The 26,576-nt window shown below is 60.0% G+C and carries 21 protein-coding genes; 10 read left to right on the plus strand and 11 right to left on the minus strand.

Annotated features, from left to right (window positions below):
• Positions 1 to 57 precede the first annotated feature (57 nt).
• Positions 58 to 372 carry a hypothetical protein gene (locus J4D25_RS07955; protein ID WP_057715974.1) on the minus strand — a complete coding sequence of 105 codons (315 nt, stop codon included), beginning with the start codon at positions 370 to 372 and terminating at the stop codon, positions 58 to 60.
• Between the two features lie 49 nt (positions 373 to 421).
• On the opposite strand from J4D25_RS07955, the gene J4D25_RS07960 reads away from it, so the two are divergent.
• From J4D25_RS07960 to aqpZ, 5 genes are all read left to right on the plus strand, one after another.
• Positions 422 to 1,345, plus strand: a complete 924-nt coding sequence (locus J4D25_RS07960; protein WP_057715975.1) for a LysR family transcriptional regulator — start codon at positions 422 to 424, stop codon at positions 1,343 to 1,345.
• 14 nt (positions 1,346 to 1,359) lie between these two features.
• On the plus strand, positions 1,360 to 2,163 hold the full coding sequence (locus tag J4D25_RS07965; protein WP_057715976.1) for an alpha/beta fold hydrolase: 804 nt from the start codon (positions 1,360 to 1,362) through the stop codon (positions 2,161 to 2,163).
• A gap of 3 nt (positions 2,164 to 2,166) precedes the next feature.
• Entirely contained in the window at positions 2,167 to 2,730 is a 564-nt protein-coding gene (locus tag J4D25_RS07970; protein WP_057715977.1) for a peptidylprolyl isomerase, read from the plus strand.
• Between the two features lie 94 nt (positions 2,731 to 2,824).
• The gene (locus J4D25_RS07975) at positions 2,825 to 4,657 is read left to right on the plus strand and encodes an ABC transporter ATP-binding protein (RefSeq protein WP_057715978.1); all 1,833 of its coding nucleotides are present in this window, start codon (positions 2,825 to 2,827) and stop codon (positions 4,655 to 4,657) included.
• Between the two features lie 301 nt (positions 4,658 to 4,958).
• Complete coding sequence (gene aqpZ, locus J4D25_RS07980) at positions 4,959 to 5,657, plus strand: aquaporin Z (RefSeq protein ID WP_057715979.1); 699 nt, start codon at positions 4,959 to 4,961, stop codon at positions 5,655 to 5,657.
• An 11-nt stretch (positions 5,658 to 5,668) separates the two neighbouring features.
• On the opposite strand, the gene J4D25_RS07985 is transcribed toward aqpZ, so the two are convergent.
• Positions 5,669 to 6,793 (minus strand): GNAT family N-acetyltransferase, encoded by a 1,125-nt coding sequence (locus J4D25_RS07985; RefSeq protein WP_057716655.1) that lies wholly within the window; start codon positions 6,791 to 6,793, stop codon positions 5,669 to 5,671.
• A gap of 281 nt (positions 6,794 to 7,074) precedes the next feature.
• Here J4D25_RS07985 and J4D25_RS07990 point away from each other — a divergent pair, with 281 nt between their 5' ends.
• Entirely contained in the window at positions 7,075 to 8,406 is a 1,332-nt protein-coding gene (locus J4D25_RS07990) for a putative porin (protein WP_057715980.1), read from the plus strand.
• A gap of 309 nt (positions 8,407 to 8,715) precedes the next feature.
• Here J4D25_RS07990 and J4D25_RS07995 read toward each other — a convergent pair whose 3' ends face one another.
• From J4D25_RS07995 to aceK, 3 genes are all read right to left on the minus strand, one after another.
• Complete coding sequence (locus J4D25_RS07995; protein WP_057715981.1) at positions 8,716 to 9,837, minus strand: beta-ketoacyl-ACP synthase III; 1,122 nt, start codon at positions 9,835 to 9,837, stop codon at positions 8,716 to 8,718.
• Between the two features lie 322 nt (positions 9,838 to 10,159).
• Entirely contained in the window at positions 10,160 to 14,071 is a 3,912-nt protein-coding gene (hrpA, locus tag J4D25_RS08000; protein WP_057715982.1) for an ATP-dependent RNA helicase HrpA, read from the minus strand.
• Between the two features lie 178 nt (positions 14,072 to 14,249).
• Positions 14,250 to 15,968 carry a bifunctional isocitrate dehydrogenase kinase/phosphatase gene (aceK, locus tag J4D25_RS08005; protein ID WP_057715983.1) on the minus strand — a complete coding sequence of 573 codons (1,719 nt, stop codon included), beginning with the start codon at positions 15,966 to 15,968 and terminating at the stop codon, positions 14,250 to 14,252.
• A 159-nt stretch (positions 15,969 to 16,127) separates the two neighbouring features.
• Between aceK and J4D25_RS08010 the strand changes: the two genes are divergently transcribed.
• Positions 16,128 to 17,036, plus strand: a complete 909-nt coding sequence (locus J4D25_RS08010) for a DMT family transporter (protein WP_057715984.1) — start codon at positions 16,128 to 16,130, stop codon at positions 17,034 to 17,036.
• Between the two features lie 78 nt (positions 17,037 to 17,114).
• Here J4D25_RS08010 and J4D25_RS08015 read toward each other — a convergent pair whose 3' ends face one another.
• From J4D25_RS08015 to cysK, 3 genes are all read right to left on the minus strand, one after another.
• Complete coding sequence (locus tag J4D25_RS08015) at positions 17,115 to 17,978, minus strand: DMT family transporter (protein WP_057715985.1); 864 nt, start codon at positions 17,976 to 17,978, stop codon at positions 17,115 to 17,117.
• 497 nt (positions 17,979 to 18,475) lie between these two features.
• Positions 18,476 to 19,414 carry an aspartyl/asparaginyl beta-hydroxylase domain-containing protein gene (locus J4D25_RS08020; protein ID WP_057715986.1) on the minus strand — a complete coding sequence of 313 codons (939 nt, stop codon included), beginning with the start codon at positions 19,412 to 19,414 and terminating at the stop codon, positions 18,476 to 18,478.
• 263 nt (positions 19,415 to 19,677) lie between these two features.
• Entirely contained in the window at positions 19,678 to 20,652 is a 975-nt protein-coding gene (gene cysK / locus J4D25_RS08025) for a cysteine synthase A (RefSeq protein ID WP_057715987.1), read from the minus strand.
• A 129-nt stretch (positions 20,653 to 20,781) separates the two neighbouring features.
• Here cysK and J4D25_RS08030 point away from each other — a divergent pair, with 129 nt between their 5' ends.
• The 3 genes from J4D25_RS08030 (at position 20,782) to J4D25_RS08040 (ending at position 24,035) form a co-directional block, all read left to right on the plus strand.
• On the plus strand, positions 20,782 to 21,855 hold the full coding sequence (locus J4D25_RS08030) for a DUF748 domain-containing protein (protein ID WP_057715988.1): 1,074 nt from the start codon (positions 20,782 to 20,784) through the stop codon (positions 21,853 to 21,855).
• A 144-nt stretch (positions 21,856 to 21,999) separates the two neighbouring features.
• The gene (locus J4D25_RS08035; protein ID WP_057715989.1) at positions 22,000 to 22,845 is read left to right on the plus strand and encodes a MoxR family ATPase; all 846 of its coding nucleotides are present in this window, start codon (positions 22,000 to 22,002) and stop codon (positions 22,843 to 22,845) included.
• Between the two features lie 11 nt (positions 22,846 to 22,856).
• On the plus strand, positions 22,857 to 24,035 hold the full coding sequence (locus J4D25_RS08040) for a VWA domain-containing protein (protein ID WP_008055445.1): 1,179 nt from the start codon (positions 22,857 to 22,859) through the stop codon (positions 24,033 to 24,035).
• A 100-nt stretch (positions 24,036 to 24,135) separates the two neighbouring features.
• On the opposite strand, the gene J4D25_RS08045 is transcribed toward J4D25_RS08040, so the two are convergent.
• The 3 genes from J4D25_RS08045 to J4D25_RS08055 are packed head-to-tail and all read right to left on the minus strand — an operon-like array spanning position 24,136 to position 26,512.
• Positions 24,136 to 25,062, minus strand: coding sequence for a biotin-dependent carboxyltransferase family protein (locus tag J4D25_RS08045; protein WP_057715990.1), 927 nt, complete (start codon positions 25,060 to 25,062; stop codon positions 24,136 to 24,138).
• Positions 25,059 to 25,763, minus strand: a complete 705-nt coding sequence (locus tag J4D25_RS08050) for an allophanate hydrolase subunit 1 (protein ID WP_057715991.1) — start codon at positions 25,761 to 25,763, stop codon at positions 25,059 to 25,061. Before J4D25_RS08050 ends, J4D25_RS08045 begins: the two co-directional genes overlap by 4 nt.
• Positions 25,760 to 26,512 carry a 5-oxoprolinase subunit PxpA gene (locus tag J4D25_RS08055; RefSeq protein WP_057715992.1) on the minus strand — a complete coding sequence of 251 codons (753 nt, stop codon included), beginning with the start codon at positions 26,510 to 26,512 and terminating at the stop codon, positions 25,760 to 25,762. The genes J4D25_RS08050 and J4D25_RS08055 overlap by 4 nt, the downstream gene beginning before the upstream one ends.
• Positions 26,513 to 26,576: the final 64 nt, after the last annotated feature.

A 26,576-nucleotide genomic window follows, 5' to 3' on the forward strand; every position in this document is an offset into this window, starting at 1 on the left:
TTTTGTTGCCTGACACACCGCTATCGCGAGCAAGCTCGCTCCCACAGGGGGTTGAGTTCATTTCGGGGTGCAGGTCAGCTCGATGCGCAGCTTGATGATGCTGCGGGTGAACTTGGCGGTTGCATTTTTGTGCTTGCCGGCCGGTACGTCGATCTTGCGGGTACGCGGGGCTTCCGGGCCATTGATGAAAACAACCTTGCAGCTGGCATCGACGTCGCCGTAGTTGGCCACCTGGATGGAGCCGATGTCGTTATCCGTGTCGTAGGTCTGGTAATCGATCTTCATGCCGTTGAGGTCTTTTTTCACATCGATCGGGTAAGCCATCGCTGTCAGCGGCAGCAGCGCCAGCAGCACACAACAGAATTTTTTCATTCAGCAGCCTCCAATTAGGGCTGCCAGCTTAGGACAAGAGGAGTTCAACATGAAAGCGCCCCGCGTGACCCTCGATCAATGGCGAACGCTGCAGGCCGTGGTCGATCACGGTGGTTTCGCCCAGGCCGCCGAGGCGCTGCATCGCTCGCAATCGTCAGTCAGCTACACCGTGGCCCGCATGCAGGATCAACTCGGCGTGCCGTTGCTGCGCATCGACGGACGCAAAGCCGTGCTGACCGAAGCCGGCGGGGTGCTGTTGCGCCGTTCCCGGCAACTGGTGAAACAGGCCAGTCAACTCGAAGACCTGGCCCATCACATGGAGCAGGGCTGGGAAGCCGAAGTGCGCCTGGTGGTCGATGCCGCTTACCCAAGCGCCCGCCTCGTCCGCGCCTTGACCGCGTTCATGCCGCAAAGCCGTGGCTGCCGGGTGCGCCTGCGCGAGGAAGTGCTGTCTGGCGTGGAGGAAGTCCTGCTCGAAGGCGTGGCCGACCTGGCCATCACGGGTTTCAGTATTCCCGGTTACCTGGGCGCGGAGTTAAGCGATGTCGAGTTCGTTGCGGTTGCCCATCCGGAGCATCCCCTGCACCGCCTCAACCGCGAACTGAGCTTCCAGGACCTGGAAAGCCAGATGCAAGTGGTGATCCGCGACTCGGGCCGCCAGCAACCACGGGACGTCGGCTGGCTCGGTGCCGAACAGCGCTGGACCGTCGGCAGCCTGGCCACCGCCGCGACCTTCGTCGGCAGCGGCCTGGGGTTTGCCTGGCTGCCCAGACACATGATCGAACGGGAACTCAAGGAAGGTACGCTCAAGCTGCTACCGTTGGATCAGGGCGGCAGCCGTAACCCGAGCTTTTACCTGTATTCGAACAAGGACAAACCGCTGGGACCGGCCACGCAGATTCTCATCGAACTGCTGCGTACGTTTGACACCGCACCACTGGACGCACCGTTCGCCGCCCCCGAACAAGCCTGACACGGAGTGTATGCATGGCCTATTTCGAACACGAAGGTTGCAACCTGCACTATGAGGAATATGGTCACGGCACGCCGCTGCTGCTGGTCCACGGCCTCGGCTCCAGCACCCTGGACTGGGAAAAACAGATCCCGACACTTGCCACCCGCTACCGGGTGATCGTCCCGGATGTGCGTGGTCACGGCCGTTCGGACAAGCCCCAAGAGCGCTACAGCATCGCCGGATTCAGCGCTGACCTGATTGCACTGATCGAACACCTCAATCTCGGTCCGGCACACTATGTCGGCCTGTCCATGGGCGGCATGATCGGCTTCCAGCTGGGCGTGGATCAGCCGCAACTGCTCAAGAGCCTGTGCATCGTCAACAGCGCGCCCGAGGTCAAGCTGCGCAGCCGCGATGACTACTGGCAGTGGTTCAAGCGCTGGAGCCTGATGCACGCACTCAGCCTGCGCACCATTGGCAAGGCACTGGGTAGCAAGCTGTTCCCCAAACCCGAGCAGGCCGATTTGCGACAAAAAATGGCCGAACGCTGGGCAAAAAACGACAAACATGCTTATCTCGCCAGCTTCAATGCCATTGTCGGCTGGGGAGTCCAGGAACGACTTTCGAAGGTCACCTGTCCAACCCTCATCGTCAGCGCCGACCGTGACTACACACCGGTGGCGCTGAAGGAAAACTACGTAAAACTGCTGCCCGACGCGCGGCTGGTGGTGATCGCCGATTCACGCCACGCCACGCCGCTGGACCAGCCGGAACACTTCAACCAGACGCTGCTGGAGTTTCTGTCCGCAGTCGACACCACCACTCAGGATCACTGACCCATGCTGAAAAAAATCGCCCTCGCCGCAGGCACCGTCCTGTTTGCCGCCAACCTGATGGCCGCGACGCCGGAAAAGGCCCCGCATGTGCTGCTGGACACCACCAACGGCCAGATCGAAATCGAACTGGACCCGGTCAAGGCTCCGATCAGTACCAAGAACTTCCTTGCGTACGTCGACAGTGGTTTCTACAACAACACGATTTTCCACCGGGTGATCCCGGGGTTCATGGCGCAGGGCGGTGGTTTCACCTCCTCGATGCAGCAGAAACCGACCAAGGACCCGATCAAGAACGAAGCCAGCAACGGCCTGCATAACGTGCGTGGCACGCTGTCGATGGCGCGCACTTCCGATCCAGACTCGGCCACCAGTCAGTTCTTCATCAACGTCAAGGACAACGACTTCCTCGATCCGGGCCGTGACGCCGGTTATGCCGTGTTCGCCAAAGTGGTCAAGGGCATGGATGTAGTGGACATCATCGTCAACTCCCAAACCACCACCAAGCAAGGCATGCAGAATGTGCCTATCGACCCGGTGCTCATCAAGTCGGCCAAGCGCATCGACTGAGACTAAGCTGGACAAGGATGTCCGAGCCGTTGCCGGTGTTTGCCGGCAACGCTCAAAACGTTAAAAGGAGAGCCCGCTCGCGGGCGAACAACCAATGCTTTATCGCCGCTTTGAAAAACTGATCGATGTGTTCCGCGAAGCACCGACGGCGTCTCCGCCGGACCGGGTTTTCCCTTTCTACACTTATTACCTCAAGCAGGTCTGGCCGAGCTTCGCCGCCCTGCTGATCGTCGGCCTGATTGGTGCGTTGATCGAGGTGGCGTTGTTCAGCTACCTGAGCCGTATCATCGACCTGGCCCAAGGCACGCCGAACATCAATCTGTTCCAGGATCACGCCCTCGAACTGACCTGGATGGTGGTGGTTGCGCTGGTGCTGCGCCCCATATTCGTGGGCCTGCATGACCTGCTGGTGCACCAGACCCTGAGCCCCAGCATGACCAGCATGATCCGCTGGCAGAACCACAGCTACGTGCTCAAGCAGAGCCTGAATTTCTTCCAGAACGACTTCGCCGGGCGCATCGCCCAACGCATCATGCAAACCGGCAACTCACTGCGCGATTCCGCTGTGCAGGCCGTGGATGCGTTGTGGCATGTGCTGATCTACGCCATCAGTTCCCTAGTGCTGTTCGCCGAAGCCGACTGGCGCCTGATGATCCCGCTGTTGACCTGGATCTTCGCCTTCATCGGCGCCCTCTGTTACTTCGTGCCACGGGTCAAGGATCGCTCGGTGGTGGCGTCCGATGCGCGCTCCAAACTCATGGGGCGGATTGTCGACGGCTACACCAACATCACCACCCTGAAATTGTTCGCCCACACCAACTTCGAGCAGCAATACGCCCGCGAAGCGATCAAGGAACAGACCGAAAAGGCGCAACTGGCTGGCCGTGTGGTCACCAGCATGGACGTGGTCATCACCAGCATGAACGGCTTGCTGATCGTCTGCACCACCGGCCTGGCCCTCTGGTTGTGGACGCAGTCGTTGATCAGCGTCGGGGCGATTGCCCTGGCCACCGGCCTGGTGATCCGCATCGTCAACATGTCCGGCTGGATCATGTGGGTGGTGACCGGCATTTTCGAAAACATCGGCATGGTGCAGGACGGTCTGCAGACCATCTCGCAACCCGTCAGCGTCACCGACCGCGACCAGGCCAAACCCCTGGCGGTGGCCCGTGGCGAAGTACGCTTCGAACAGGTGGATTTCCACTACGGCAAGCAGAGCGGGATCATCGGCGACCTCAACCTGAGCATCAAGGCTGGCGAGAAAATCGGCCTGATCGGCCCTTCCGGCGCCGGCAAGTCAACCCTGGTGAACCTGCTGCTGCGCCTGTACGACGTCGAAGGCGGACGCATCCTGATCGACGGCCAGAACATCGCCGACGTCAGCCAGGAAAGCCTGCGCGAACGCATCGGCATGATCACCCAGGACACCTCGCTGCTGCACCGCTCGATCCGTGACAACCTGCTGTATGGCAAACCCGACGCCACCGACGCCCAACTCTGGGAAGCGGTGCACAAGGCCCGGGCTGACGGTTTCATTCCTTCGTTGTCGGACGCTGAAGGCCGTACCGGTTTCGATGCCCACGTCGGTGAGCGCGGGGTGAAACTCTCCGGCGGCCAGCGCCAGCGCATCGCCATCGCCCGGGTACTGCTCAAGGACGCGCCGATCCTGATCATGGATGAGGCCACGTCGGCACTGGACTCGGAAGTCGAAGCGGCGATCCAGGAAAGCCTCGAGACCCTGATGCAGGGCAAAACCGTGATCGCCATCGCTCACCGGCTCTCGACCATCGCCCGGATGGACCGGCTGGTGGTGCTGGAAAACGGCAAGATCGCCGAAACCGGAACCCACGCCGAGCTGCTCGCCCATGGCGGTTTGTATGCGCGGTTGTGGCAACACCAGACCGGTGGGTTTGTCGGGATCGATTGATCCATTGGATCAACACACCAATCCCTGTGGGAGCGAGCTTGCTCGCGATGACGGAGTGTCAGTCGACAGCAATGTTGTCTGGTCCACCGCTATCGCGAGCAAGCTCGCTCCCACAGGTCCCAGTGAAGCCGAAAGATTATAGAAAACCGCCAGGGCCCGCCAACAACGGGCCCTGGCGGTTTTTTATGCCTGCTGGAATTCTGAAAAAACCGTGCTGTACTGACTTCAACGTTCTGGAGATGGTTCTGCAGTCCATCAGCTGGATGCTAAAGGCAGCATAATCTCGAAAGGGCACTCTCTTATGTCTCTGTTAAAACGTTCGGCGACTGAGTTGGTAGGTACGTTCTGGCTGGTGTTGGGTGGTTGCGGCAGCGCAGTGTTAGCGGCGGCTTTTCCGGAGGTGGGGATCGGCCTGCTCGGGGTGTCCTTTGCGTTTGGCCTGACAGTGCTGACCATGGCTTTTGCCATTGGCCATATTTCCGGTTGTCATCTCAACCCCGCGGTATCCCTCGGCCTAGTGGTGGGTGGACGGTTTCCGGCCAAGGAATTGCCGGCCTACATCATTGCCCAGGTCATTGGCGGTGTGATTGCCGCCGCGCTGCTGTACTTCATTGCCAGCGGCAAACCCGGCTTCGAACTGGCGGGAGGCCTGGCGTCCAACGGCTACGGCGAACACTCGCCTGGCGGCTATTCGATGGCGGCAGGGTTTGTCTGTGAACTGGTGATGACCGCGATGTTCATCCTGATCATCCTCGGCGCCACCGACAAACGTGCACCGGCAGGACTGGCACCCATTGCCATCGGCCTGGGGCTGACGCTGATCCACCTGATCTCGATCCCGGTCACCAACACTTCAGTCAACCCGGCGCGCAGCACCGGCCCGGCGCTGATCGTCGGCGGCTGGGCGATTCAACAACTGTGGATGTTCTGGGTCGCGCCGCTACTGGGTGCAGTGGTCGGTGGCGTGCTGTATCGCGGGCTGGGCAAGGAAGAAAGCTGACACGCTGAAGTTCAGCCTTGTCGATAAGGCAAGGCTGACTTCGCATCCTCTGCATAAGCCAGCACCCCCAGCCGCTCCTGCTCCAGGAAGTCTTTCACCGCAGCTTTCAATCCCGAATGCCGCAAGTAGTGCCAGGAATGCGTAATGACTGGCTCGAATCCGCGAATCAGTTTGTGCTCGCCCTGGGCTCCGGCATCGAAACGCTGGAAACCGTTGGCAATGGCATAGTCCATTCCCTGGTAGAAACAGGTCTCGAAATGCAGGCGATCGAACTCCGCCAGACATCCCCAGTAACGGCCATAAAAGCTGTCGCCCCCCACCAGACTGAACGCCATCGCCACCGGCCTTGAACCCTGTTTGGCCAGTACCACGCGAATCGACTCAGGCATGCGCTCGGCCAGCAGGCTGAAAAACTCCCGCGTCAGGTACGGCGCTTGCCGGCGCACCGCGTACGTATTGGCGTAGCAGGCATAGACGAAATCCCATTGCGCCTGGCTCAGTTCCCGCCCCTCCAGCCATTCGAATTCGAAGCCCTGGCCGGCCACCTGCTCGCGCTCCTTGCGCATCTGTTTGCGCTTGCGCGAACTGAGCACGTCGAGGAAGTCCTGGAAATCCCGGTAGCCGCGATTCTGCCAGTGGTATTGACAGCCAACGCGCTGTAGCCAGCCCGGTTGCTCGCTCAGTGCCGCGTCGGTGAACGGATCGGTGAAATTGATGTGGGCACTGGAGAGCCCTTCAAGCTCCAGGTAGCCCGGCAGGCTTTTCAACAACTCGAAGCCGTCTTCGACCGTGGCCGCCAACAGCCGCGGCCCGGTGACCGGACTGAACGGCACCGCGCTCAACAGCTTGGGGTAGTAGTCGATGCCGGCACGTTCACAGGCATCGGCCCAGGCGTGATCGAACACGTACTCGCCATAGGAATGCCACTTGCGATAACCGGGGAGCGCGGCGATCAGTCGATCCCCTTCGACGTGCAATAAATGCTCGGGCTGCCAGCCGGTATGGGGTCCGACGCTGCCGCTGTCTTCCAGTGCGCTCAAAAAGGCGTGACGCAGAAAAGGCTGAGTCTCGGGCGCCAGTGCGTCCCACGTCTGCGGGGCGATTTCTGACAGTTTTTGCAGGCGTTGCAACGGCATCACCATCCTCACTCTTCATGGCGTGAAAGCCCCGCGAGTATCGCCTATCGCTCTGCAATGCACACGGGCAAAACGACGACAGCGCTCTAACTCAATAGTTCACGGCAGCTTTGTATCGTCATCGACATGACATCACATTGCCACTGCTCTGTAATAAACCATCGCGATACTGGCGCCTGTTTTTAGAGCGCCGGGTTATACCCGGCCACTGTTTTCCGCCCCCTTATGGTCGGTTGTGTCCCGGATGGCTCTGTCATCCCCTCTCATCTTCGGAGATTGATATGCGTCTTGCTTCCACGAAAACTGCGGCGGCCTTGTGCGGTGGCCTGTTGCTGGCCATGAGTGTTCCGGCCAGTGCCGCAGTCGACGCCAAACTGCTCGACATGCTCAAGGCTAACGGCTCGATCACCAGCGCGCAGTACAGCGAACTGCAAGCCGAGCTGGCCAGGGATCAGAAAGAACAGCAGATCGCCCGTCAGGCTCAGCAAGAGACCAACGAGCAAATTGCGGCCACCGCGAAGAAAACCGACACACTGAGCGCTTTCGACCAGAAACTGGCCTGGGCTGCCAAGACCCAGTTCAAGGGCGACGTGCGCTTCCGTCAGGAAACCGTGCACAACGATGGCGTATCCAACAACAAAGACCAGGACCGTCAGCGCATTCGTGCCCGCCTGGGTGCCTACACCGAAATCAACCCTCAAGTCGACACTGGTATCCGTATCGCCACCGGCAACAACGACGACGCTCGATCCACCAACCAGAGCCTGGACAACTACTTCGACAAGAAGCAGATCTGGCTGGACCAGGGTTACGTCGACTACCACCCGGACGCGATCAAGAACCTGCACCTGGTTGGCGGCAAGATGCCGCAACAATGGGTGAGCATGGGCGACATCATCTGGGATAGCGACATCAGCCCGGAAGGTCTGGCCGTTACTTACAAGTACCCGCTGAGCGGCAGCACCGAGCTGTTCGGCAGCGCCGGTCACTACACCCTCAAGGACAACGTCGACGGTGAAGGCGTGCAGTTCAAGCACGACCTGCGCCTGTATGCCGGCCAGTTGGGTGGTCGCTTCGCCATCACCGACAGCATGAAAATGACCTTGGGCGGCAGTCTCTACGCCTACGACAACGATGACAGCAGCGCCTGCCCTACCAGCGGCACCGTCACCACGCCGTGCGCACTGGCCGTCAACGGCAACAGCCCGGGCGAACAGTTCAAACTGTACGAAGGCTTTGGCCAGCTGGACTTCTCCAACCTGCCAGTACCGCTGTCGCTGTACGGTCAGTACGTCAACAACGCCGATGCCAGCAACGACCAGGACACTGGCTGGTTGGCCGGTGTCAAGACCAAGCTTTACGGCTTCGGCGTGGACTACAACTACCGCGACGTACAGCGTAACGCTGTGGTGGGCGCCTTCACCGACTCCGACTTCGCCAACGGCTTCACCGGTTCGCGCGGCAGCAAGCTGAAAGTGAGCTACGAACTGGACAAGAACTTCACCCTGGGCGCGACCTACTACATGGCGACCTCGGACCAGACCAACGCCAACATCAAGAAAACCGATTCGGACATCAACACCCTGCAACTGGATGCCGAAGCCAAGTTCTGATTCACCCCGCTATACGACTCGGGCAAGGAAGCCCGGGACGCTTTTACAGCCTGGCTTTGATGTATCGGTCCCCATCATCCTCCGACACATCAACGCCGGGCTGTTTTCATATCCCCGCCTGCACATATTAATTGTGGCGAGGGGGCTTGCCCCCGTTGGATCGCGAAGCGATCCCAAACCCGGCCACTGCAATTTGACAGACATACCGTATCAGCCTGTTCTACGTCGACTTCGTCGCCGAACGGGGGCAAGCCCCCTCGCCACAAAAGCCCTGCCAAAAAAATCGCAGCTGCGACAGTTAAAACAATTTCAGCGCTTGCGCAGCAACACGCTACCAATCGAATAACCGGCACCGAACGAACTGAGCACGGCCAGCGAACCTGCAGCCAGATCGTCCTGGTTCTTGTGGAACGCAATCACGGAACCGGCGGAACTGGTGTTGGCGTAGGTGTCGAGAATCACCGGCGCTTCCTGTTCGGTGGCGTCGCGACCCAGCAGTTTCTTGACGATCAGGTGGTTCATGCTGAGGTTGGCCTGGTGCAGCCAGAAACGCTTCACGTCGCTGACGTTGAGCTGGTTCTCCTGCAGATGCTCACCGATCAGCTCGGCAACCAACGGGCAGACTTCCTTGAACACCTTGCGGCCTTCCTGCACGAACAGTTTGTCCTTGGCACCGATGCCCTCTTCCGCCGCGCGGTTGAGGAAGCCGAAGTTGTTGCGGATGTTGTTGGAGAACTTGGTCAGCAGCTTGGTGCTGACGATGTCGAACTGGTACTTGGACGTCGCCAGGTCAGCACGCTCGATGATCACCGCGGTGGCAGCGTCACCGAAGATGAAGTGGCTGTCGCGGTCACGGAAGTTCAGGTGGCCGGTGCAGACCTCCGGGTTGACCATCAGCACCGCCCGGGCCTGGCCCAGTTGTACGCTGTTGGCGGCGGTCTGGATACCGAAGGTCGCCGAGGAGCACGCCACGTTCATGTCGAAACCGAAACCCTGGATGCCCAGCGCTTCCTGGACTTCGATGGCAATGGCTGGATAGGCGCGCTGCAGGTTGGAACAGGCGACGATCACGCCGTCGATGTCCGCGGCGGTCTTGCCGGCGCGCTGCAAGGCTTGTTCGGCCGCGCCGATGGCCATCTGGCACAGCACCGACCACTCGTCGTTGGAACGCTCCGGCAGACGTGGGGCCATGCGCTGCGGGTCGAGGATGCCATCCTTGTCCATGACAAAGCGGCTCTTGATGCCCGAGGCTTTTTCGATGAATGCGGCGCTGGATTCGGTCAATGCCTCCACTTCACCGCGCGCAATGGCATCGGCGTTGTCGGCGTTGAATTGCGCGACGTAAGTATTGAAAGACTGCACCAGCTCTTCGTTGGAAATGCTATTGGCCGGGGTGTACAGGCCGGTGCCGCTGATGACGACGTTATGCATGGTCGTGTCTCTAATCTGTTCAGGCAGAAAGCATTGGCACCGTCGTACCAATACACAAAGGGTCTATTCCCATCCGGGGGACGCAAACCTGGCATCGCTTTATTCCTGCTCGCAACCGTGTCGAAGGCTCTAGGTCGCGAAACTGGCGTTTATGGTCGCGAAGTTTGCCATAAACCTTGGGTTTTGGCGCCTTTTGCAAGAGCGACAACATACTTGTAGGAGCGAGCTCGCTCGCGATGAACCAGAGAACGCCGCGGGGTGTCAGGTTCCCAGCGTTATCGTTGACGACCATCGCGAGCGAGCTCGCTCCTACAAGGGTGTGTCAGGCCTCTACCTGACTCCACTGCTTGTTCAGGCGCTTGTCGGAGATCGGCACCTTGGTTCCCAGTTGCTGGGCAAACAACGAAACCCGGTATTCCTCCAGCCACCAGCGATACAACTCAAGCTGCGGATCGCGCTTGCCTTCCTGGGCGTGTTTGCTGGCGCGGGTCTGGTATTGCGTCCACAGGCCGCTCAATTCGCCGCTCCAGACCCGGTCGCGCTGCACCTGGGCACCGATTTTTTCAAAGCGCTGTTCGATCGCCTTGAGGTAACGCGGCAACTCCTTGAGCCACTGCATCGGCGTTTCCCGGACAAATCCCGGATAGACCAGGTAGCTGAGCTGCTGCTTGATGTCGTTCAGGGCCACGGCTTGGGCGAGATCGATCTTGCCCTTGAAGCGCTTTTGCAGGCCATGCCAGAGCTTGAGGATTTCCAGGGTCAGCTTCGCCACACGTTCGGCGTGCTCGGTCCAGGCGCCACGCTTGCGCTCGGCCAGGGACGCCAGACCGGCGCCGTCACGGGGCAGCGGGTCTTCACCTTCGAGAATGCAGCTGTCGAGGCTGGCCAGCAGAATGTCTTCCACCAGCGCATCGACCCGTCCCATGTCGCGGTACAGCAGGCCCAATTCGGTCAGGCCCGGCAACTTGCCGCGCAGGAACTTCGCAGGCTCAGCCAGTTGCTGCATCAGCAAGCGTTGCAGGGCACGGCGATGCTGGAACTCGGCTTCGGCCGGGGTGGAGAAACGCCCTTCCTTGACCGTCCCGGCTTCCTCCACCAGCGCCGGGTAGACCGTCATCGACAGCCCGGCGATCTTCTGTTGGGTTTTCTCGGCCACGGCGGCAAACACTTTCGGCTCCACCGGTTGCTGGCTCTTCGCGGTTTGCGGAACCGCCAATGCAGCCTGGCTGGCCTCGGCGAAACGCGCGGTGAGCTCGGCCAGATCGCGACCTTCGCCGAGGAACTTGCCCTGGGCGTCGACGATTTCCAGGTTCATCCGCAGATGACTTTCGACCTGCTGCGCGGCCTCGCTCCAGGCTTCATCGCTGACGCGGGCACCGGTCATGCGCAGCAGTTCGCGACCCAAGGCCTGAGGCAGCGAGCCCTCGGCAAAGGTCATGCGCTGCAAGGCCGCCTTGACGAAGTCCGGCACCGGTACGAAATTCTTGCGCAAGGCCTTGGGCAAGTTGCGCACCAAGGCAATGCATTTGGCTTCGATGACGCCCGGCACCAGCCACTCCAGGCGTTCCGGTGGCAGCATCGGCAACAGCGGTGCCGGCACGCGCAGGGTCACGCCGTCGCGCGGGTGATTCGGTTCGAAGTGGTAGCTGAGGGCTAATTCCAGATCGCCGATATGCAGCGTATCCGGGTAATGCTGGGCGGTGACTTCACTGGCTTCGCGGGCCAGCACGTCTTCTTCGCGCATGATCAGCAGCTGCGGGTCTTTCTGGCTGTTGATGCGGTACCAGCTGTCGAAGGTCGCGGTCTGATGGATCTCCGCCGGCAGCCGTGCGTCGTAGAAGGCGTACAGGGTTTCTTCGTCGGCGAGGATATCTCGACGGCGGGCCTTGGCTTCCAGTTCGTCGAGTTGTTCCAGCAGCTGTTTGTTGGCGGTCAGGCACTTGGCTTTCGACTGGATCTCGCCGCGCACCAGTGCTTCGCGGATGAACAATTCGCGGGACACCACCGGGTCGACCGGGCCGTAATGCACCGGCCGGCGCCCGACCACGATCAACCCGAACAGGGTGATCTGCTCGAACGCCACGACCTGGCCGCGCTTCTTCTCCCAGTGGGGCTCGAAGTGATTTTTCTTGATCAGGTGCCCGGCCAGCGGCTCGATCCAGTCGGCATCGATCTTGGCGACCATACGCGCGTAGAGCTTGGTGGTTTCCACCAGTTCGGCGGTCATCAACCATTGCGGGCGTTTTTTGCCGATTCCCGACGACGGGTGAATCCAGAAGCGCCGCTGACGGGCGCCAAGGTAATCGCCGTCTTCGGTTTTCTGGCCGATCTGGCTGAGCAACCCCACCAGCACCGCTTTGTGCAGTTTCGGATAGTCCGCCGGCTCTTTATTGAGGCTCAGCTGCATGTCGCGGCAGATCAGGCTCAATTGGCGATGGGAGTCGCGCCACTCGCGCAGGCGCAGGTAATTGAGGAAATTCTTGCGGCACCAGTTACGCAGCGGACTGGCCGTCAGCGCCTGGCGCTGCTCTTCGAAACCACGCCACAGATTGACCAGCCCGGCGAAGTCCGAGTCGGCGTCTTTCCACTGGGCGTGGGCCTGATCCGCCGCTTGCTGACGCTCCGGCGGACGCTCGCGCGGGTCCTGGATCGACATGGCGCTGGCAACGATCAGCACTTCCTGCAGGCTGCCGAGCTTCGCCGCTTCCAGCAGCATGCGGCCCATGCGCGGGTCCACCGGCAGCCGCGCCAGTTGGCGACCGAGCGGAGTCAGTTGGCTGTTGCGGTCCACCGCCGAAAGTTCTTGCAGCAGGTTGTAACCGTCGCTGATGGCTTTGCCATCGGGCGGCTCGATAAACGGGAACGCGGTGACTTCGCCGAGGCGCAGATGCAGCATCTGCAAAATAACGGCGGCGAGGTTGGTGCGCAGGATTTCCGGATCGGTAAACTCCGGGCGACCGAGGAAATCCTCTTCGCTGTACAGGCGCACGCAGATGCCCGGCTCGACCCGTCCGCACCGGCCTTTACGCTGGTTGGCGCTGGCCTGGGAAATGGCTTCGATGGGCAGGCGCTGGACCTTGGCCCGGTAGCTGTAGCGGCTGATGCGCGCCGTTCCGCTGTCGATCACGTAGCGAATGCCCGGCACGGTCAGCGAGGTTTCCGCGACGTTGGTCGCCAGAACCACGCGACGGCCTGGGTGAGATTGGAAAATCCGCTGTTGCTCGGCCGGCGACAACCGCGCGTACAACGGCAGGATTTCGGTGTGCTTGAGCTGAGCCTTGCGCAGCATGTCGGCGGCGTCGCGAATCTCGCGTTCACCGGGCAGGAACACCAGCACGTCACCGGGGCTGCGGCGTTCGCTGCGCTCATAAGCGGCGATTTCGTCGAGGGTGGCGAGGATCGCCTGATCCACCGTCAGATCGTCCTCGACGCGATTGCCCTCTTCGTCCTGCTCAAGCGTCAGCGGGCGATACCAGGTCTCCACCGGGTAGGTGCGGCCGGATACCTCGACAATCGGCGCGTCATCGAAGTGCTTGGAGAAACGCTCCAGGTCGATGGTTGCCGAAGTGATGATGACTTTCAGGTCGGGACGGCGCGGCAGCAGGGTTTTCAGGTAGCCGAGCAGGAAGTCGATGTTGAGGCTGCGTTCGTGGGCCTCGTCGACGATGATCGTGTCGTAGCGTTCCAGATAACGATCATTCTGGGTTTCCGCCAACAGGATGCCGTCGGTCATCAGTTTGATCAGGGTGCTGGAATCGCTCTGATCCTCGAATCGCACCTGATAGCCGACCAACGCGCCCAGCGGCGTACCGAGTTCTTCGGCGACCCGGCTGGCGACGCTGCGGGCAGCGATCCGGCGGGGCTGGGTGTGGCCGATCAGGCCGTGCTGGCCGCGGCCGATTTCCAGGCAGATCTTCGGCAACTGGGTGGTTTTACCCGAGCCGGTCTCACCGGCGATGATCAGCACCTGATGCTTTTCCAGCGCCTTTTTGATTTCGTCGCGCTTGGCGGCGATCGGCAGACTGTCGTCGTAACGGATCACCGGCAGGCTGGCCTTGCGCGCCAGTACCTGCTCACAGGACGCCTGCATCCGCGTCACCCACTGGCCCAGCCTGGCCTCGTCGGGTTTCTTGCGCAGCTCAAGCAACTGCCGCCGCAGCCGGTGGCGGTCGGCGAGCATGGCGTGATCGAGGTTTTTCAGCAGTTTGTCGATGGAGGGCGATTCGTCGGTCATCGGGTACGCAATTCAGTCGTCTAGTGGCGCAGGGTGGCGATTGTCGCAGATTTTACGACCGCTGCGCGGCCGATCGCGAGCAAGCTCGCTCCCACACTGGATGTATAGCGACCACAAAATCAGGGCACACTGCAGTCAAATGTGGGAGCGAGCTTGCTCGCGATGGCGTCAGTGAGAACTACTCGTTGTCCAGGCCTTTACGCCGATACGGAAACACATCAATCACCTTCCCCGCCCGAATCGCTTCCTGCAGGCTCTTCCAGTAATCGGCGTTGTACAACTCGCCATGCAACTGATCGAACAACTTGCGTTGCCCCGAATCGGCAAACAGGAACGGTGGAAACTCTTCCGGGAATACATCCAGTGGCCCGATCGAGTACCACGGTTCGGACGCCATTTCATCTTCGGGTGTACGTGGCAACGGAATGTGGCGGAAATTGGCCTCGGTGAGGAAGCAGATCTCGTCGTAGTCGTAGAACACCACCCGACCGTGACGGGTCACTCCGAAGTTCTTCAGCAGCATGTCGCCGGGAAAGATGTTGGCCGCCGCCAGTTGCTTGATCGCCAGCCCATAGTCTTCCAGGGCCTCGCGCACCTGCGCCTCGTTGGCGTTTTCCAGGTAGAGGTTCAGCGGGGTCATGCGGCGCTCGGTCCAGCAGTGGCGGATCAGCACCGTATCGTCTTCCACCGACACTGTGGATGGTGCGACTTCCAGCAGTTCCTCCAGGCACGCCGGATCGAACTTGCTCAGGGGGAAACGGAAGTCGGCGAACTCCTGGGTATCGGCCATGCGCCCGACCCGGTCGACGCTTTTCACCAGGCGGTACTTTTCGATCACCGTGGCGCGGTCGACGTTTTTCGACGGCGAGAAACGGTCCTTGATGATTTTGAACACGGTGTTGAAACCCGGCAGGGTGAACACGCTCATGACCATGCCGCGCACGCCGGGGGCCATGATGAACTGGTCGTCGGTATTGGCCAGGTGATTGATCAGTGCCCGGTAGAACTCCGACTTGCCGTGCTTGTAGAAGCCGATCGAGGTGTACAGCTCGGCGATGTGCTTGCCCGGCAGGATGCGCCGCAGAAAGCCGATGAACTCCGCCGGCACCGGCACATCCACCATGAAATACGAGCGGGTGAACGAGAAGATGATCGACACGTCTGCTTCATCGGTGATCAGCGCATCGATCTGGATGCCGCGACCCTCCAGGTGCAGCAATGGAATTGCCAGCGGCCATTGCTCGTCGGCGGTGTAGATGCGCCCCACCAGGTACGCGCCTTTATTGCGGTACAGCACCGAGGAAAACAACTCGACGCTCAGCTCCGGATCCTTGCACACCCAATCTGGCAGGTTCTCGCGCAACTGCGCTTCGAGGCGCTTCAGGTCACCGGCCAGGTCGGCGTAATCCTCACTGAAACGGTAGTCGGCGAAGATGCTGGCGAGCATCGCCGACAATTGGCCTTGCGGCTTGTAGGTACGGGTTTGCGCGGCCCGGGCGCGGCGCAGGCTTGGCCGGGTGGTGTGGATGAACATGCAGCCGTCGCTGATCAGGTCATGGCTGAACAGTCCGCAGAAGATCGAGTTGTACCAGGTCTCGGACAGTTCATCGTCGAAGCGCAGGTCGATCAGGCTGATGTAGGCGTTTTTGACCAGCGGCCAGCAGCTGACGTCCAGGGTGTCGGCGTCAAACGCGGTGCGCAGTCGCTCCACCGTTTCACCGACCTTGTCTTCATACAGATTGATCCGTGCCGCCGACGCCGTCTGCGTTTCCTGCCACTTGGCCTGTTCGAAGCGGGCCCGGGCGCCGTCGGTGATCTGGCGAAAATGCTCGCGGTAATCGTCAAAGCCATCGAGGATCAAGCGGGCGATGTCGGCGGCTGGCCATTGCTGCGGCATGGTGAGACCTCTGCGGGAATTCGGGAGGCTTGAGCTTAGCCAGTGAACCGGGTGCAGGAGAAGCGTAATTTTCCGGGTGAATTAAATGCCCGGTTTTCGGTTGCCATCGATCACACACTCAGCAACACTTTCGCCCCTCCCCCAAGGAAGGACCGCGCTGTGAACCCCGTCGATATTTTCCGTTTACTGTCCCTGGCGGCCATTTGGGGGGCCAGTTTTCTGTTCATGCGCATCATCGCCCCAGTGATCGGCAGCATTCCTACCGCTTTTTTCCGTGTATCGATCGCCGCTGCCGGACTGCTGGTGATTCTCGGCCTGATGCGCATCAGTTGGGACTTCAAGGGCAAACTCAAGACCGTGATGCTGCTCGGGGTGATCAACTCCGGGATTCCGGCGACGCTCTATTCGGTGGCTGCGCAGGTGCTACCAGCCGGTTACTCGTCGATTTTCAATGCCACGACACCCTTGATGGGCGTGCTGATCGGCGGCCTGTTTTTCCATGAAAGGCTCACTGGCGCCAAACTCGGCGGCGTGTTCCTGGGGCTGTTCGGTGTGGGCGTGCTGACCCGCGCCGGTCCGGTGGCGTTCGATTTGGAACTGCTGATGGGTGCCGTCGCCTGCCTGCTCGCGACCACCTGCTATGGATTTGCGGGGTTTCTGGCCCGCCGCTGGCTCGATCAGGCCGGTGGTCTCGACAGCCGTTTGTCGGCAGTGGGCAGCATGCTTGGCGCGACATTGTTCCTGCTGCCGCTGTTCGGCTACAGCGTGATCAGCCAACCACCCGCGACCTGGGGCGGCTGGAGTGTATGGCTCTCGTTGCTGGGGTTGGGACTTGGATGCACGGCGTTTGCGTACATTATTTACTTCCGCCTCCTGAGCTCGATTGGTCCGGTGAAATCGATGACTACGACCTTTTTGATCCCGCTGTTCGGCGTGCTGTGGGGGGCGTTGTTTCTCGATGAGCCACTGTCGATGGCGCATGTCTATGGCGGGATGTTGATTGCGCTGGCGTTGTGGTTGGTGTTGAAGCCGGCGGCGGTGAAACCGGGTTTGGTGGCTGGCCGGTAGTGTTGTGGCGTTGCGGATGACGCCAAAAATCACAAAGGCCCGGAGCATGGCTCCAGGCCCTTGCGGGTTTGCACGCAATTACGCGGTTTTACGGAACACAAACACCAGACCGACGATGATCAGCAGCATACCGAACAGGCTCAACATCGCCAGGCGATTGCCGAAGATCAGATAGTCCATCACCGCCGTGACCGCCGGTACCAGGTAAAACAGGCTGGTGACATTCACCAGATTACCCTTGGCGATCAAGCGGTACAGCAATAGCGTCGCCAGCACCGACACCACCAGCCCCATCCATAGCACCGGCAGGATGAATCCACTGCTGTGTTCGAAGTGAAACGGCTGGAAGGGTACGAAAATCCCGCACAACAGCAGTCCGGCTAGATACTGCACTGGCAGTGTGCCGAGGGGATTGTCGGTGATGCGTTTCTGCATGATCGAACCGAACGTCATGCTCGCCAGCGCCAGCAGACCGAAGAGCATGCCCGCCAAAGACATGCCGGCCAAACCGATGCCCTGGTAAACCACCATGATCAATCCGGCCAAGCCTAGCGCCAGACCGAACATCCGGCTTATTGATCGGTGCCGCTCCATGATCACTACGGTGAGAATCGGCTGCACGCCCATGATGGTCGCCATCACCCCGGGCGTGACTTTAAGGTCCAGGGCCAGCAGATAGAAAATCTGATACGCCCCCAACAACACCACGCCGGTGACCATCGCATACAGCATCGGTTTGCCGCCCTTGGGCAACTTCAGCTTGAGCAACGGCACCAGCAACACCAGGCCGCCCAGGGCGATGACGAAACGGAACATCAGGAAGGCAAAGGGCGACGCGTGGGCCAGCCCCCATTTGGAGAAGATCGCCCCGCTGCTCCACAGCAGAACGAACAGGCTCGTGGACGCCGCCGCGAGCGCGGAGTTTTTCGAAAGGACAAACATGAATACCACCTGTAGTCAGGCAAAAAGCCAACTCAGCCGAAGCTGAAATTCAGTCGTTTTTTTCAGGCGGGCGCTTTTTCAGACGTGCTTGGGAACAGCAGAAAGCAGCTGATCAGCCCGAAATGCCAACGCCTGGCGGTGAGACCACCGCGCACACTGGCGTGCGACTGACAGGAGGGGGGTAATGACTGATCTGCCCCGGCTGCAGATTCCCGCACGGCACGACGCCAGCGTTGACCGCTGAATCGACTACCGCTTTGATGAGGGATGCAGGCATTGGGCTGATCTTTACTCGAGGGATAAAAAAGTGAGTCCGAAACTCACCGTGCGCCGACTATAACCAGCGTTCGACATGGATTGCAACGACTCGACCAAAAGGCCAGCTACGACAATCGGTACAGAGTCTGCATTGTGCGGTTGGAGGGGCTTTCAGGGATTGCGCGAAAACCTGTAAAAAGCCGCTCACAACGAACGGTTCTTTTATTCTGTATCCGGCGTTAGCCAAACAACCAATACCCCAGCAACATCAGCACCAGCACCGCCAGTACCGGACGCAGTACACGGTAGGCCTCGGGATTGCGCCGCTTCCATTGCTTGACCACACCACTGAATTTATCGCTGGAGTTCTTGCTCCAGGCATAGACCCGGTTGATGCCCCCTACTCGCTCGTCATCAAGGTTCTGCGGTGCAGTCGCACGACCTAGCCAGGCGCTGATACTGCGATTGATGCGGGTCATGAAGCGATTGCTCAGCGGACGTTCGATATCGCAGAACAGTATGACACGGGTCTTTTGCGTTTCATTCTTGACCCAGTGCACGTAGGTTTCGTCGAACATCACGTCTTCACCATCGCGCCAGGCGTAAACCTGACCGTCGACAAAGATGCGGCAATCATCGGAATTGGGAGTGGACAGGCCCAAGTGATAACGCAGGGAACCGGCAAACGGATCGCGATGCGGATTGAGGTGGCTGCCGCCCGGCAGTAGCGCGAACATGGCGCCTTTGACGCTGGGGATGCTGTTGACCAGTTGCACGGTTTTCGGGCACAAGGCTTCGGCGGAAGTCAGCGGTTTGTCGTACCACTTGAGATAGAAACGCTTCCAGCCCTTCTTGAAGAACGAGCCAAAGCCGGCGTCGTTGTTCTTTGCCGCCGCGCGAATATACCCCTCGTCGAACAAGTGCATCGCTTCGTCGCGAATCACCTCCCAGTTGTCCTTGAGTACATCAAGTTCCGGGAACTTGCTGCGATCCAGATACGGTTTCGACGGCACACCGGAAAACAGGTACATCAAGGCGTTATAGGGGGCGAACAGTGCCGAATGGTTAACGAACTGGCGCAAAACCGGCAGGCGCGTCTTGCCGCGCAAATGCACATAGAGGGTGCTACCGAGAAACAGCAATAACAACGAGGCTTTCGCGGCAAACGACGGGATCATCGACAACTCCTTTGAAGATAAACGGCACCGCACCACGTCCATTGCCCGACGTGGCTACCAGCATGATAAACACTACCGCCCCGGTGAAAACCTGCACTTTTCAACATTCAATGTTAATGAATGTGCAACAAAGCACTTATTAACATAAGGTGCCTGAACGCTGGCTGATGCAATCCATCATCAACCGGAACAGATCAATGGATCGCAACCAGCGATAACGCCTCAACCGTCAGCGCCAGCCACGATCCGCCAATATCTGGCACTTACTGGCGATTCTCCTGTTCGGTAAACAGATCACTGAACAGCATGCTCGACAGGTAACGCTCACCGGAATCCGGCAAGATCACGACAAAGGTCTTGCCCTGCATTTCCGGGGTCTCCGCCAGTCTTACGGCCACCGCCATGGCGGCGCCGCTGGAAATCCCGCACAAGATTCCCTCTTCCTGCATCAAGCGCAAGGCCATGGCCTTGGACTCTTCGTCACTGACCAGTTCCACCCGATCGACGATCGACAAATCGAGGTTCTTCGGCACAAAACCGGCACCGATGCCCTGGATCTTGTGCGGGCTCGGCTTGATTTCTTCACCGGCCAGGGCCTGGGTGATCACCGGCGACACCACTGGTTCCACTGCCACCGAGAGTATCGGTTTGCCCTGGGTATTCTTGATATACCGTGAAACCCCGGTGATGGTTCCACCGGTTCCGACGCCTGCCACCAGCACGTCGACCGCGCCGTCCGTATCGTTCCAGATCTCCGGGCCGGTGGTTTTTTCGTGGATGGCCGGGTTGGCCGGGTTATCGAATTGCGCCGGCATGAAGTACTTCGACGGGTCGCCGGCAACGATTTCACCGGCTTTCTCGATGGCGCCTTTCATGCCTTTGGCCGGCTCGGTCAACACCAGTTCGGCGCCCAGTGCCTTGAGTACCTTGCGGCGTTCGATACTCATGGACGCCGGCATGGTCAGCATCAGCTTGTAGCCACGGGCGGCGGCCACGAAGGCCAGGCCGATGCCGGTATTGCCGGAGGTGGGTTCTACGATGGTCATCCCCGGCTTGAGTTTGCCGCTGCCCTCGGCATCCCAGATCATGTTCGCACCGATCCGGCACTTGACCGAGTAACCGGGGTTGCGCCCTTCGATCTTGACCAGGATGGTCACACCACGCGGCGCAATGCGATTGATCTGCACCAGCGGCGTATTACCGATGGAGTGGGCGTTGTCAGCGAAAATGCGGCTCATGGCTGGGTCCTTAACGACAGCATTGAAATAGGGCATCAAGGTAAGCCTCTTGCCCGCAGGCGTCCAGTCGGGTCGAACGTCCGCTTATCAGTGCAGTCAATGGCTTTAGACAGCCAGAGATTTGCCGCCATGAAACGTCGATACAGCTGGCCCCTGTGGACCCTCGCCGGCCTCGGTCTGCTGCTGGTTGCCTTGCACATTGCCCTGCCCTACATCGTGCGCGACTACCTCAACGAGAGATTGGCGAACATGGGTGACTACCGCGGCCAGATTACCGACGTGGACCTGGCCCTGTGGCGCGGCGCCTACAAAATCAATGGACTGAAAATCGTCAAGGTCAATGGCAAGGTCCCTGTGCCTTTCGTCAATGCGCCATTGATTGACCTCTCCGTCAGCTGGCACTCGCTCTGGCATGACCACGCAGTGGTGGCCGAGGCGCAGTTCGACAAACCCGAGGTCAACTTCGTCGATGGCGCCAACAAGCAAAATTCCCAGACCGGCGAGGGTACCGACTGGCGAGCACAATTAGGCAAGCTGCTGCCCATTACCCTGAACGAAGTGCGGATCAACGACGGCAAGATCAGTTTTCGCAACTTCAACTCCAAGCCACCCGTGAACATGAATGCCACAAAAGTGGATGCCAACATCTACAACCTGACCAACGTGGTCGACACCAAAGGCAAGCGTGATGCGCGCTTCGAAGGCAAAGCCCTGCTGCTGGGGCACGCACCACTGGAAACCACAGCCACATTCGATCCCTTGAGCGACTTCGAAGACTTCGAGTTTCGCTTGCGCACCACGGATATCGAGCTCAAGCGCTTGAACGACTTCGCCGCGGCCTACGGCAAGTTCGACTTCAACGCCGGCCATGGCGACGTGGTGATCGAAGCCTCAGCCAGCAAGGGGCGACTGACCGGCTATATCAAGCCATTGCTGCGCGATGTTGACGTGTTCAACTGGCAGCAGGATGTGCAAAGCGAGGACAAAGGGCTATTCCGCTCGATTTGGGAAGCCCTCGTCGGTGGTACCGAGACCGTCTTGAAAAACCAGGGCAAAAACCAGTTTGCGACACGGGTCGAGCTCAAGGGTAATGTGCATCAGCAAGATGTCAGCGCATTCCAGGCTTTTTTACAGATTTTGCGCAATGGTTTCATCCAGGCATTCAATGCGCGGTATGAACGGCCAAAGCCGGATGCAGGCTGAGTCACCAAGTGACGCCCCATTCAGAGACTGAATAAGCCGTCTGCGTTCACAGTCGACCGGACACCGCGTTATAGTCGGGGCTGACTCTTTTATTGCCCCCGCCCTGCCTCGCACAGGTCGGCGTTACCGTTCGAGGATTAGCAGATGAAGTTCGAAGGCACCCAGGCCTACGTCGCCACCGATGACCTGAAGCTGGCGGTCAACGCCGCCATCACCCTGGAGCGGCCGTTGCTGGTCAAGGGCGAACCGGGCACCGGCAAGACCATGCTCGCAGAGCAACTGGCCGAATCCTTTGGCGCCAAGCTGATCACCTGGCACATCAAATCCACCACCAAGGCCCACCAGGGCCTGTACGAGTACGACGCGGTCAGCCGCCTGCGCGATTCGCAGCTCGGCACGGAAAAGGTCCACGACGTTCGCAACTACCTGAAAAAGGGCAAGCTCTGGGAAGCCTTCGAATCCGAAGAGCGGGTCATCCTGCTGATCGACGAAATCGACAAGGCCGACATCGAATTCCCGAACGACTTGCTGCAAGAACTCGACAAGATGGAGTTCTACGTTTACGAGATCGACGAGACCATCAAGGCGAAGAAACGCCCGATCATCATCATTACCTCCAACAACGAAAAAGAGCTGCCGGATGCGTTCCTGCGCCGCTGCTTCTTCCACTACATCGCTTTCCCGGATCGCGTGACGATGCAGCGGATCGTCGACGTGCACTACCCGGACATCAAGAAAGACCTGGTCAGCGAAGCGCTGGACGTGTTCTTCGACGTACGCAAGGTGCCGGGCCTGAAGAAGAAGCCTTCGACCTCCGAGCTGGTGGACTGGCTGAAGCTGTTGATGGCCGACAACATCGGCGAAGCGGTGCTGCGCGAGCGTGATCCGACCAAGGCCATCCCGCCGCTGGCCGGTGCGCTGGTCAAGAACGAACAGGACGTGCAACTGCTGGAGCGTCTGGCGTTCATGAGCCGTCGCGGCAGCCGATAAGGGTCAACGCCATGTTGCTCAACCTGTTCAATGAAATGCGTGCAGCCAAGGTGCCTGTCTCGGTGCGTGAGCTGCTGGACCTGATCAACGCGCTGAAACAGCGCGTGACCTTCGCCGACATGGACGAGTTCTATTACCTGTCCCGGGCGATCCTGGTGAAGGACGAAAAGCATTTCGACAAGTTCGACCGGGCGTTCGGTGCCTACTTCAATGGTCTTGAAAAACTCGACGACCACTTGCAGGCCTTGATTCCCGAAGACTGGCTGCGCAAGGAATTCGAGCGTTCGCTGACCGACGAAGAGCGGGCGGCGATCCAGTCCCTGGGTGGCCTGGACAAGCTGATCGAAGAGTTCAAGAAACGTCTGGAAGAACAGAAGGAACGCCACGCCGGTGGCAACAAGTGGATCGGCACCGGTGGCACCAGCCCGTTCGGTTCCGGCGGTTTCAACCCGGAAGGCATTCGGGTCGGCGATGCCGGCAAGCGCCAGGGCAAGGCGGTCAAGGTCTGGGACCAGCGCGAATACAAGAACCTCGACGATTCGGTCGAGCTGGGCACCCGCAACATCAAGGTCGCCCTGCGCCGCCTGCGCAAGTTCGCCCGTCAGGGCGCGGCCGAAGAGCTGGACATCGATGGCACCATCGACCATACCGCCAAGGATGCCGGCCTGCTGAACATCCAGATGCGGCCGGAGCGGCGTAACACCGTCAAGCTGTTGCTACTGTTCGACATCGGCGGCTCGATGGACGCCCATGTGAAGATTTGCGAGGAGCTGTTCTCGGCCTGCAAGACCGAGTTCAAGCATCTGGAGTACTTCTACTTCCACAACTTCATTTATGAATCGGTGTGGAAGAACAACATGCGCCGCACCTCCGAGCGTACTTCGACCATGGACCTGCTGCACAAGTACGGCGCCGACTACAAAGTGATCTTCATCGGTGACGCCGCCATGGCGCCCTATGAAATCACCCAGGCGGGCGGCAGCGTCGAGCACTGGAACGAAGAAGCCGGTTACGTGTGGATGCAGCGGTTCAAGGAGAAGTACAAGAAACTCATCTGGATCAACCCGTATCCGAAGGACACGTGGGGCTATACCTCTTCGACCAACATCGTGCGGGATTTGATTGAGGACCAGATGTATCCGCTGACCCTTCGCGGGCTGGAGGAAGGGATGCGGTTTCTGTCCAAGTAGTTCTGCTGTCTGGACTGACGCCATCGCGAGCAAGCTCGCTCCCACAGGGTCTTATGTACGGCAAAGATCCAATGTGGGAGCGGGCTTGCTCGCGAAGCTTTTAGCCTTTCAAAAAGCGCCGCAAATACTCGACCTGTTCTCGATGCGCCACATCCTGCACCACCGGCCGCAACCGCACCCGCGCCCCTGGCAGGCACTGCGCAAGCCGCGCCAGTGCCAACGGTGTCAACGCCCCCAATCGCGGATAACCACCGATGGTCTGTCGATCATTGAGCAACACAATCGGCTGCCCGTCAGGCGGCACTTGCACCGCCCCCAACGGAATACCTTCGGAAATCATCGGTTTGCCCTGGTACTGCAGCGCCGTGCCCAACAGGCGAATGCCCATCCGGTCGGCTCGGCTGTCAAGACTCCACACGCTGTTGAACGCATCGAACAGACTCTGCCCGCTGAACTCGCCAATCTGCGCACCAAGCACCAGATCCAGCAATGGCTCGCCGGTGAAATCCGGCACGCATTGGCTTGGCAACTCCCGCAGCAATACCAGCGAGTTCCCCGAGTAGCTCAAGGACGCGCCTTTACCCAGCGCATGGCCCATTCCGTCCAGGCCACCCAGTTCTTCACGGACCACCGTCGCGCTGCTGCCCAGCACTTTCGGTGCATCAAACCCACCCGGCGCCGCCAGATAGGCCCGGGCGCCGAGTAGCGGCCGGGTGAATTGCAAACGCTGACCTTTGTGCAACCTGAAACTGCGCCATGGCGCCAGCGCTTCGCCGTCCACCTGCGCGCCAAGATCCGCTCCGGCCAAGGCCAGCACGCAATCTTCCTCGGCCACGAGGGTGAATCCGCCAAGGGTGATTTCGATTACCGGCGCATCCAGCCCGTTGCCCAACAGCCAGTTGGCCCAGGACATCGAACGCCAATCGGTGGCTCCGCCCTGGGTCACGCCCAGATGCCGCACGCCAAATCGACCGGCATCCTGCAACAGGCACAGTGCCGTACTCGCTTCAATGGTCAGACGGCTCATGCCTGGGCCTCCAGTGGCGTATCGTCACCGCCCAGGTTAATGAATTCGGCATGGTCGATTGCTTCAAACCGTACGGTGTCACCGGGTTGCATCAGGCTGTAGCCGTCACGGTTGCGATCGAACAATTTGGCCGGCGTGCGGCCGATCAGGTTCCAGCCCCCCGGCGATACCACCGGGTAGGCCGCCGTTTGCCGTTCGGCGATGCCGACACTGCCGGCGGCGACTTTCTTGCGGGGCGTGTTCAGACGCGGTGCGGCGAGCACCTCTTCCACCAGCCCCATGAAGGCGAAACCCGGCGCAAAGCCCAAGGCAAACACCTGATATTCACGCTCGCAGTGACGACGGATCACCTCCTCCACCGCCAACCCGCTGCGGTGCGACAACAGGCTCAATTCCGGACCGACGCTCAAGTCGTACCACACCGGCAACACATGGCAGGTACCGCGCGTACGCGCATTGGGCGACAGATCGATCAGTGCCTGGGCAATCAACTCCCGGGCCTGGGCGGGACTCAGCGCGGTCAAGTCGTAATGCACCATCAAGGTGGTGTAGGACGGCACCAGATCAATCAGATGCCCGGCGAATGCCGTGCGCAGACTTTCACTGGCCGCCAGCATCCACGGCATGTTGGTTTCGGCAATTTCATCGAACAGGCGCACCATCAGGCAATCCAGCGCCACCACTTCTACCCGCAGCTTCATGACGCGCTCTGCCGGTTCAAGGCTTCACGGATGCGTTGCACGGCAGCGACCGAACTGGCGTTGTCGCCGTGCACGCAAAGAGTGTTGGCCTGCAAATGCAGGGCGCTGCCATCGCTGGCGGTGAGCGGATCGCCACGGGCGATGGTCAGCGCCTGCTCGATGATTTTTTCCGGATCGTGATGCACCGCTCCCGGCAGTTGTCGCGACACCAGCCTGCCGGCGCTGTCATAAGCGCGGTCGGCAAAAGCCTCGAACCACAGGGTCACGCCGTATTCATCGCCCAGTTGTTGGGCGGCGCTGTTGTCGCGGGTGGCCATCAACATCAACGGCAGGTTGCGATCATAGGACGCTACCGCTTGCAGCACCGCGCGCAGTTGTGCCGGGTTGGCCATCATGTCGTTGTACATCGCGCCATGGGGTTTGACGTAACTGACACGACCACCCTGGGCCCGGCAGATGCCGTCGAGGGCGCCGATCTGGTAATGCAGAATGTCTTGAAGTTCCTGGGGGGCATAGGCCATGGATCGACGGCCGAACCCCACCAGGTCCTGATAGGCCGGATGCGCGCCAACTTGCACACCGTGGCTGAGGGCCAGGCTGACGGTCTTGCGCATGATGCTCGGGTCGCCGGCGTGAAAACCGCAGGCGATGTTGGCGCAATCGATGAAGGGCATGATTTCCGCGTCCAGACCCATGGTCCAGCTGCCGAAACTCTCGCCGATGTCGCAGTTCAATAGCAGGCGGCTCACACTGAACACTCCTGTAGGCTTTATTCTTTTCAGCTGCGGGACATATCCGTAAGACAGCCCCGCA

This window comes from Pseudomonas sp. GW456-L13 (genome assembly GCF_017350115.1).
GTDB lineage: Bacteria > Pseudomonadota > Gammaproteobacteria > Pseudomonadales > Pseudomonadaceae > Aquipseudomonas > Aquipseudomonas jessenii.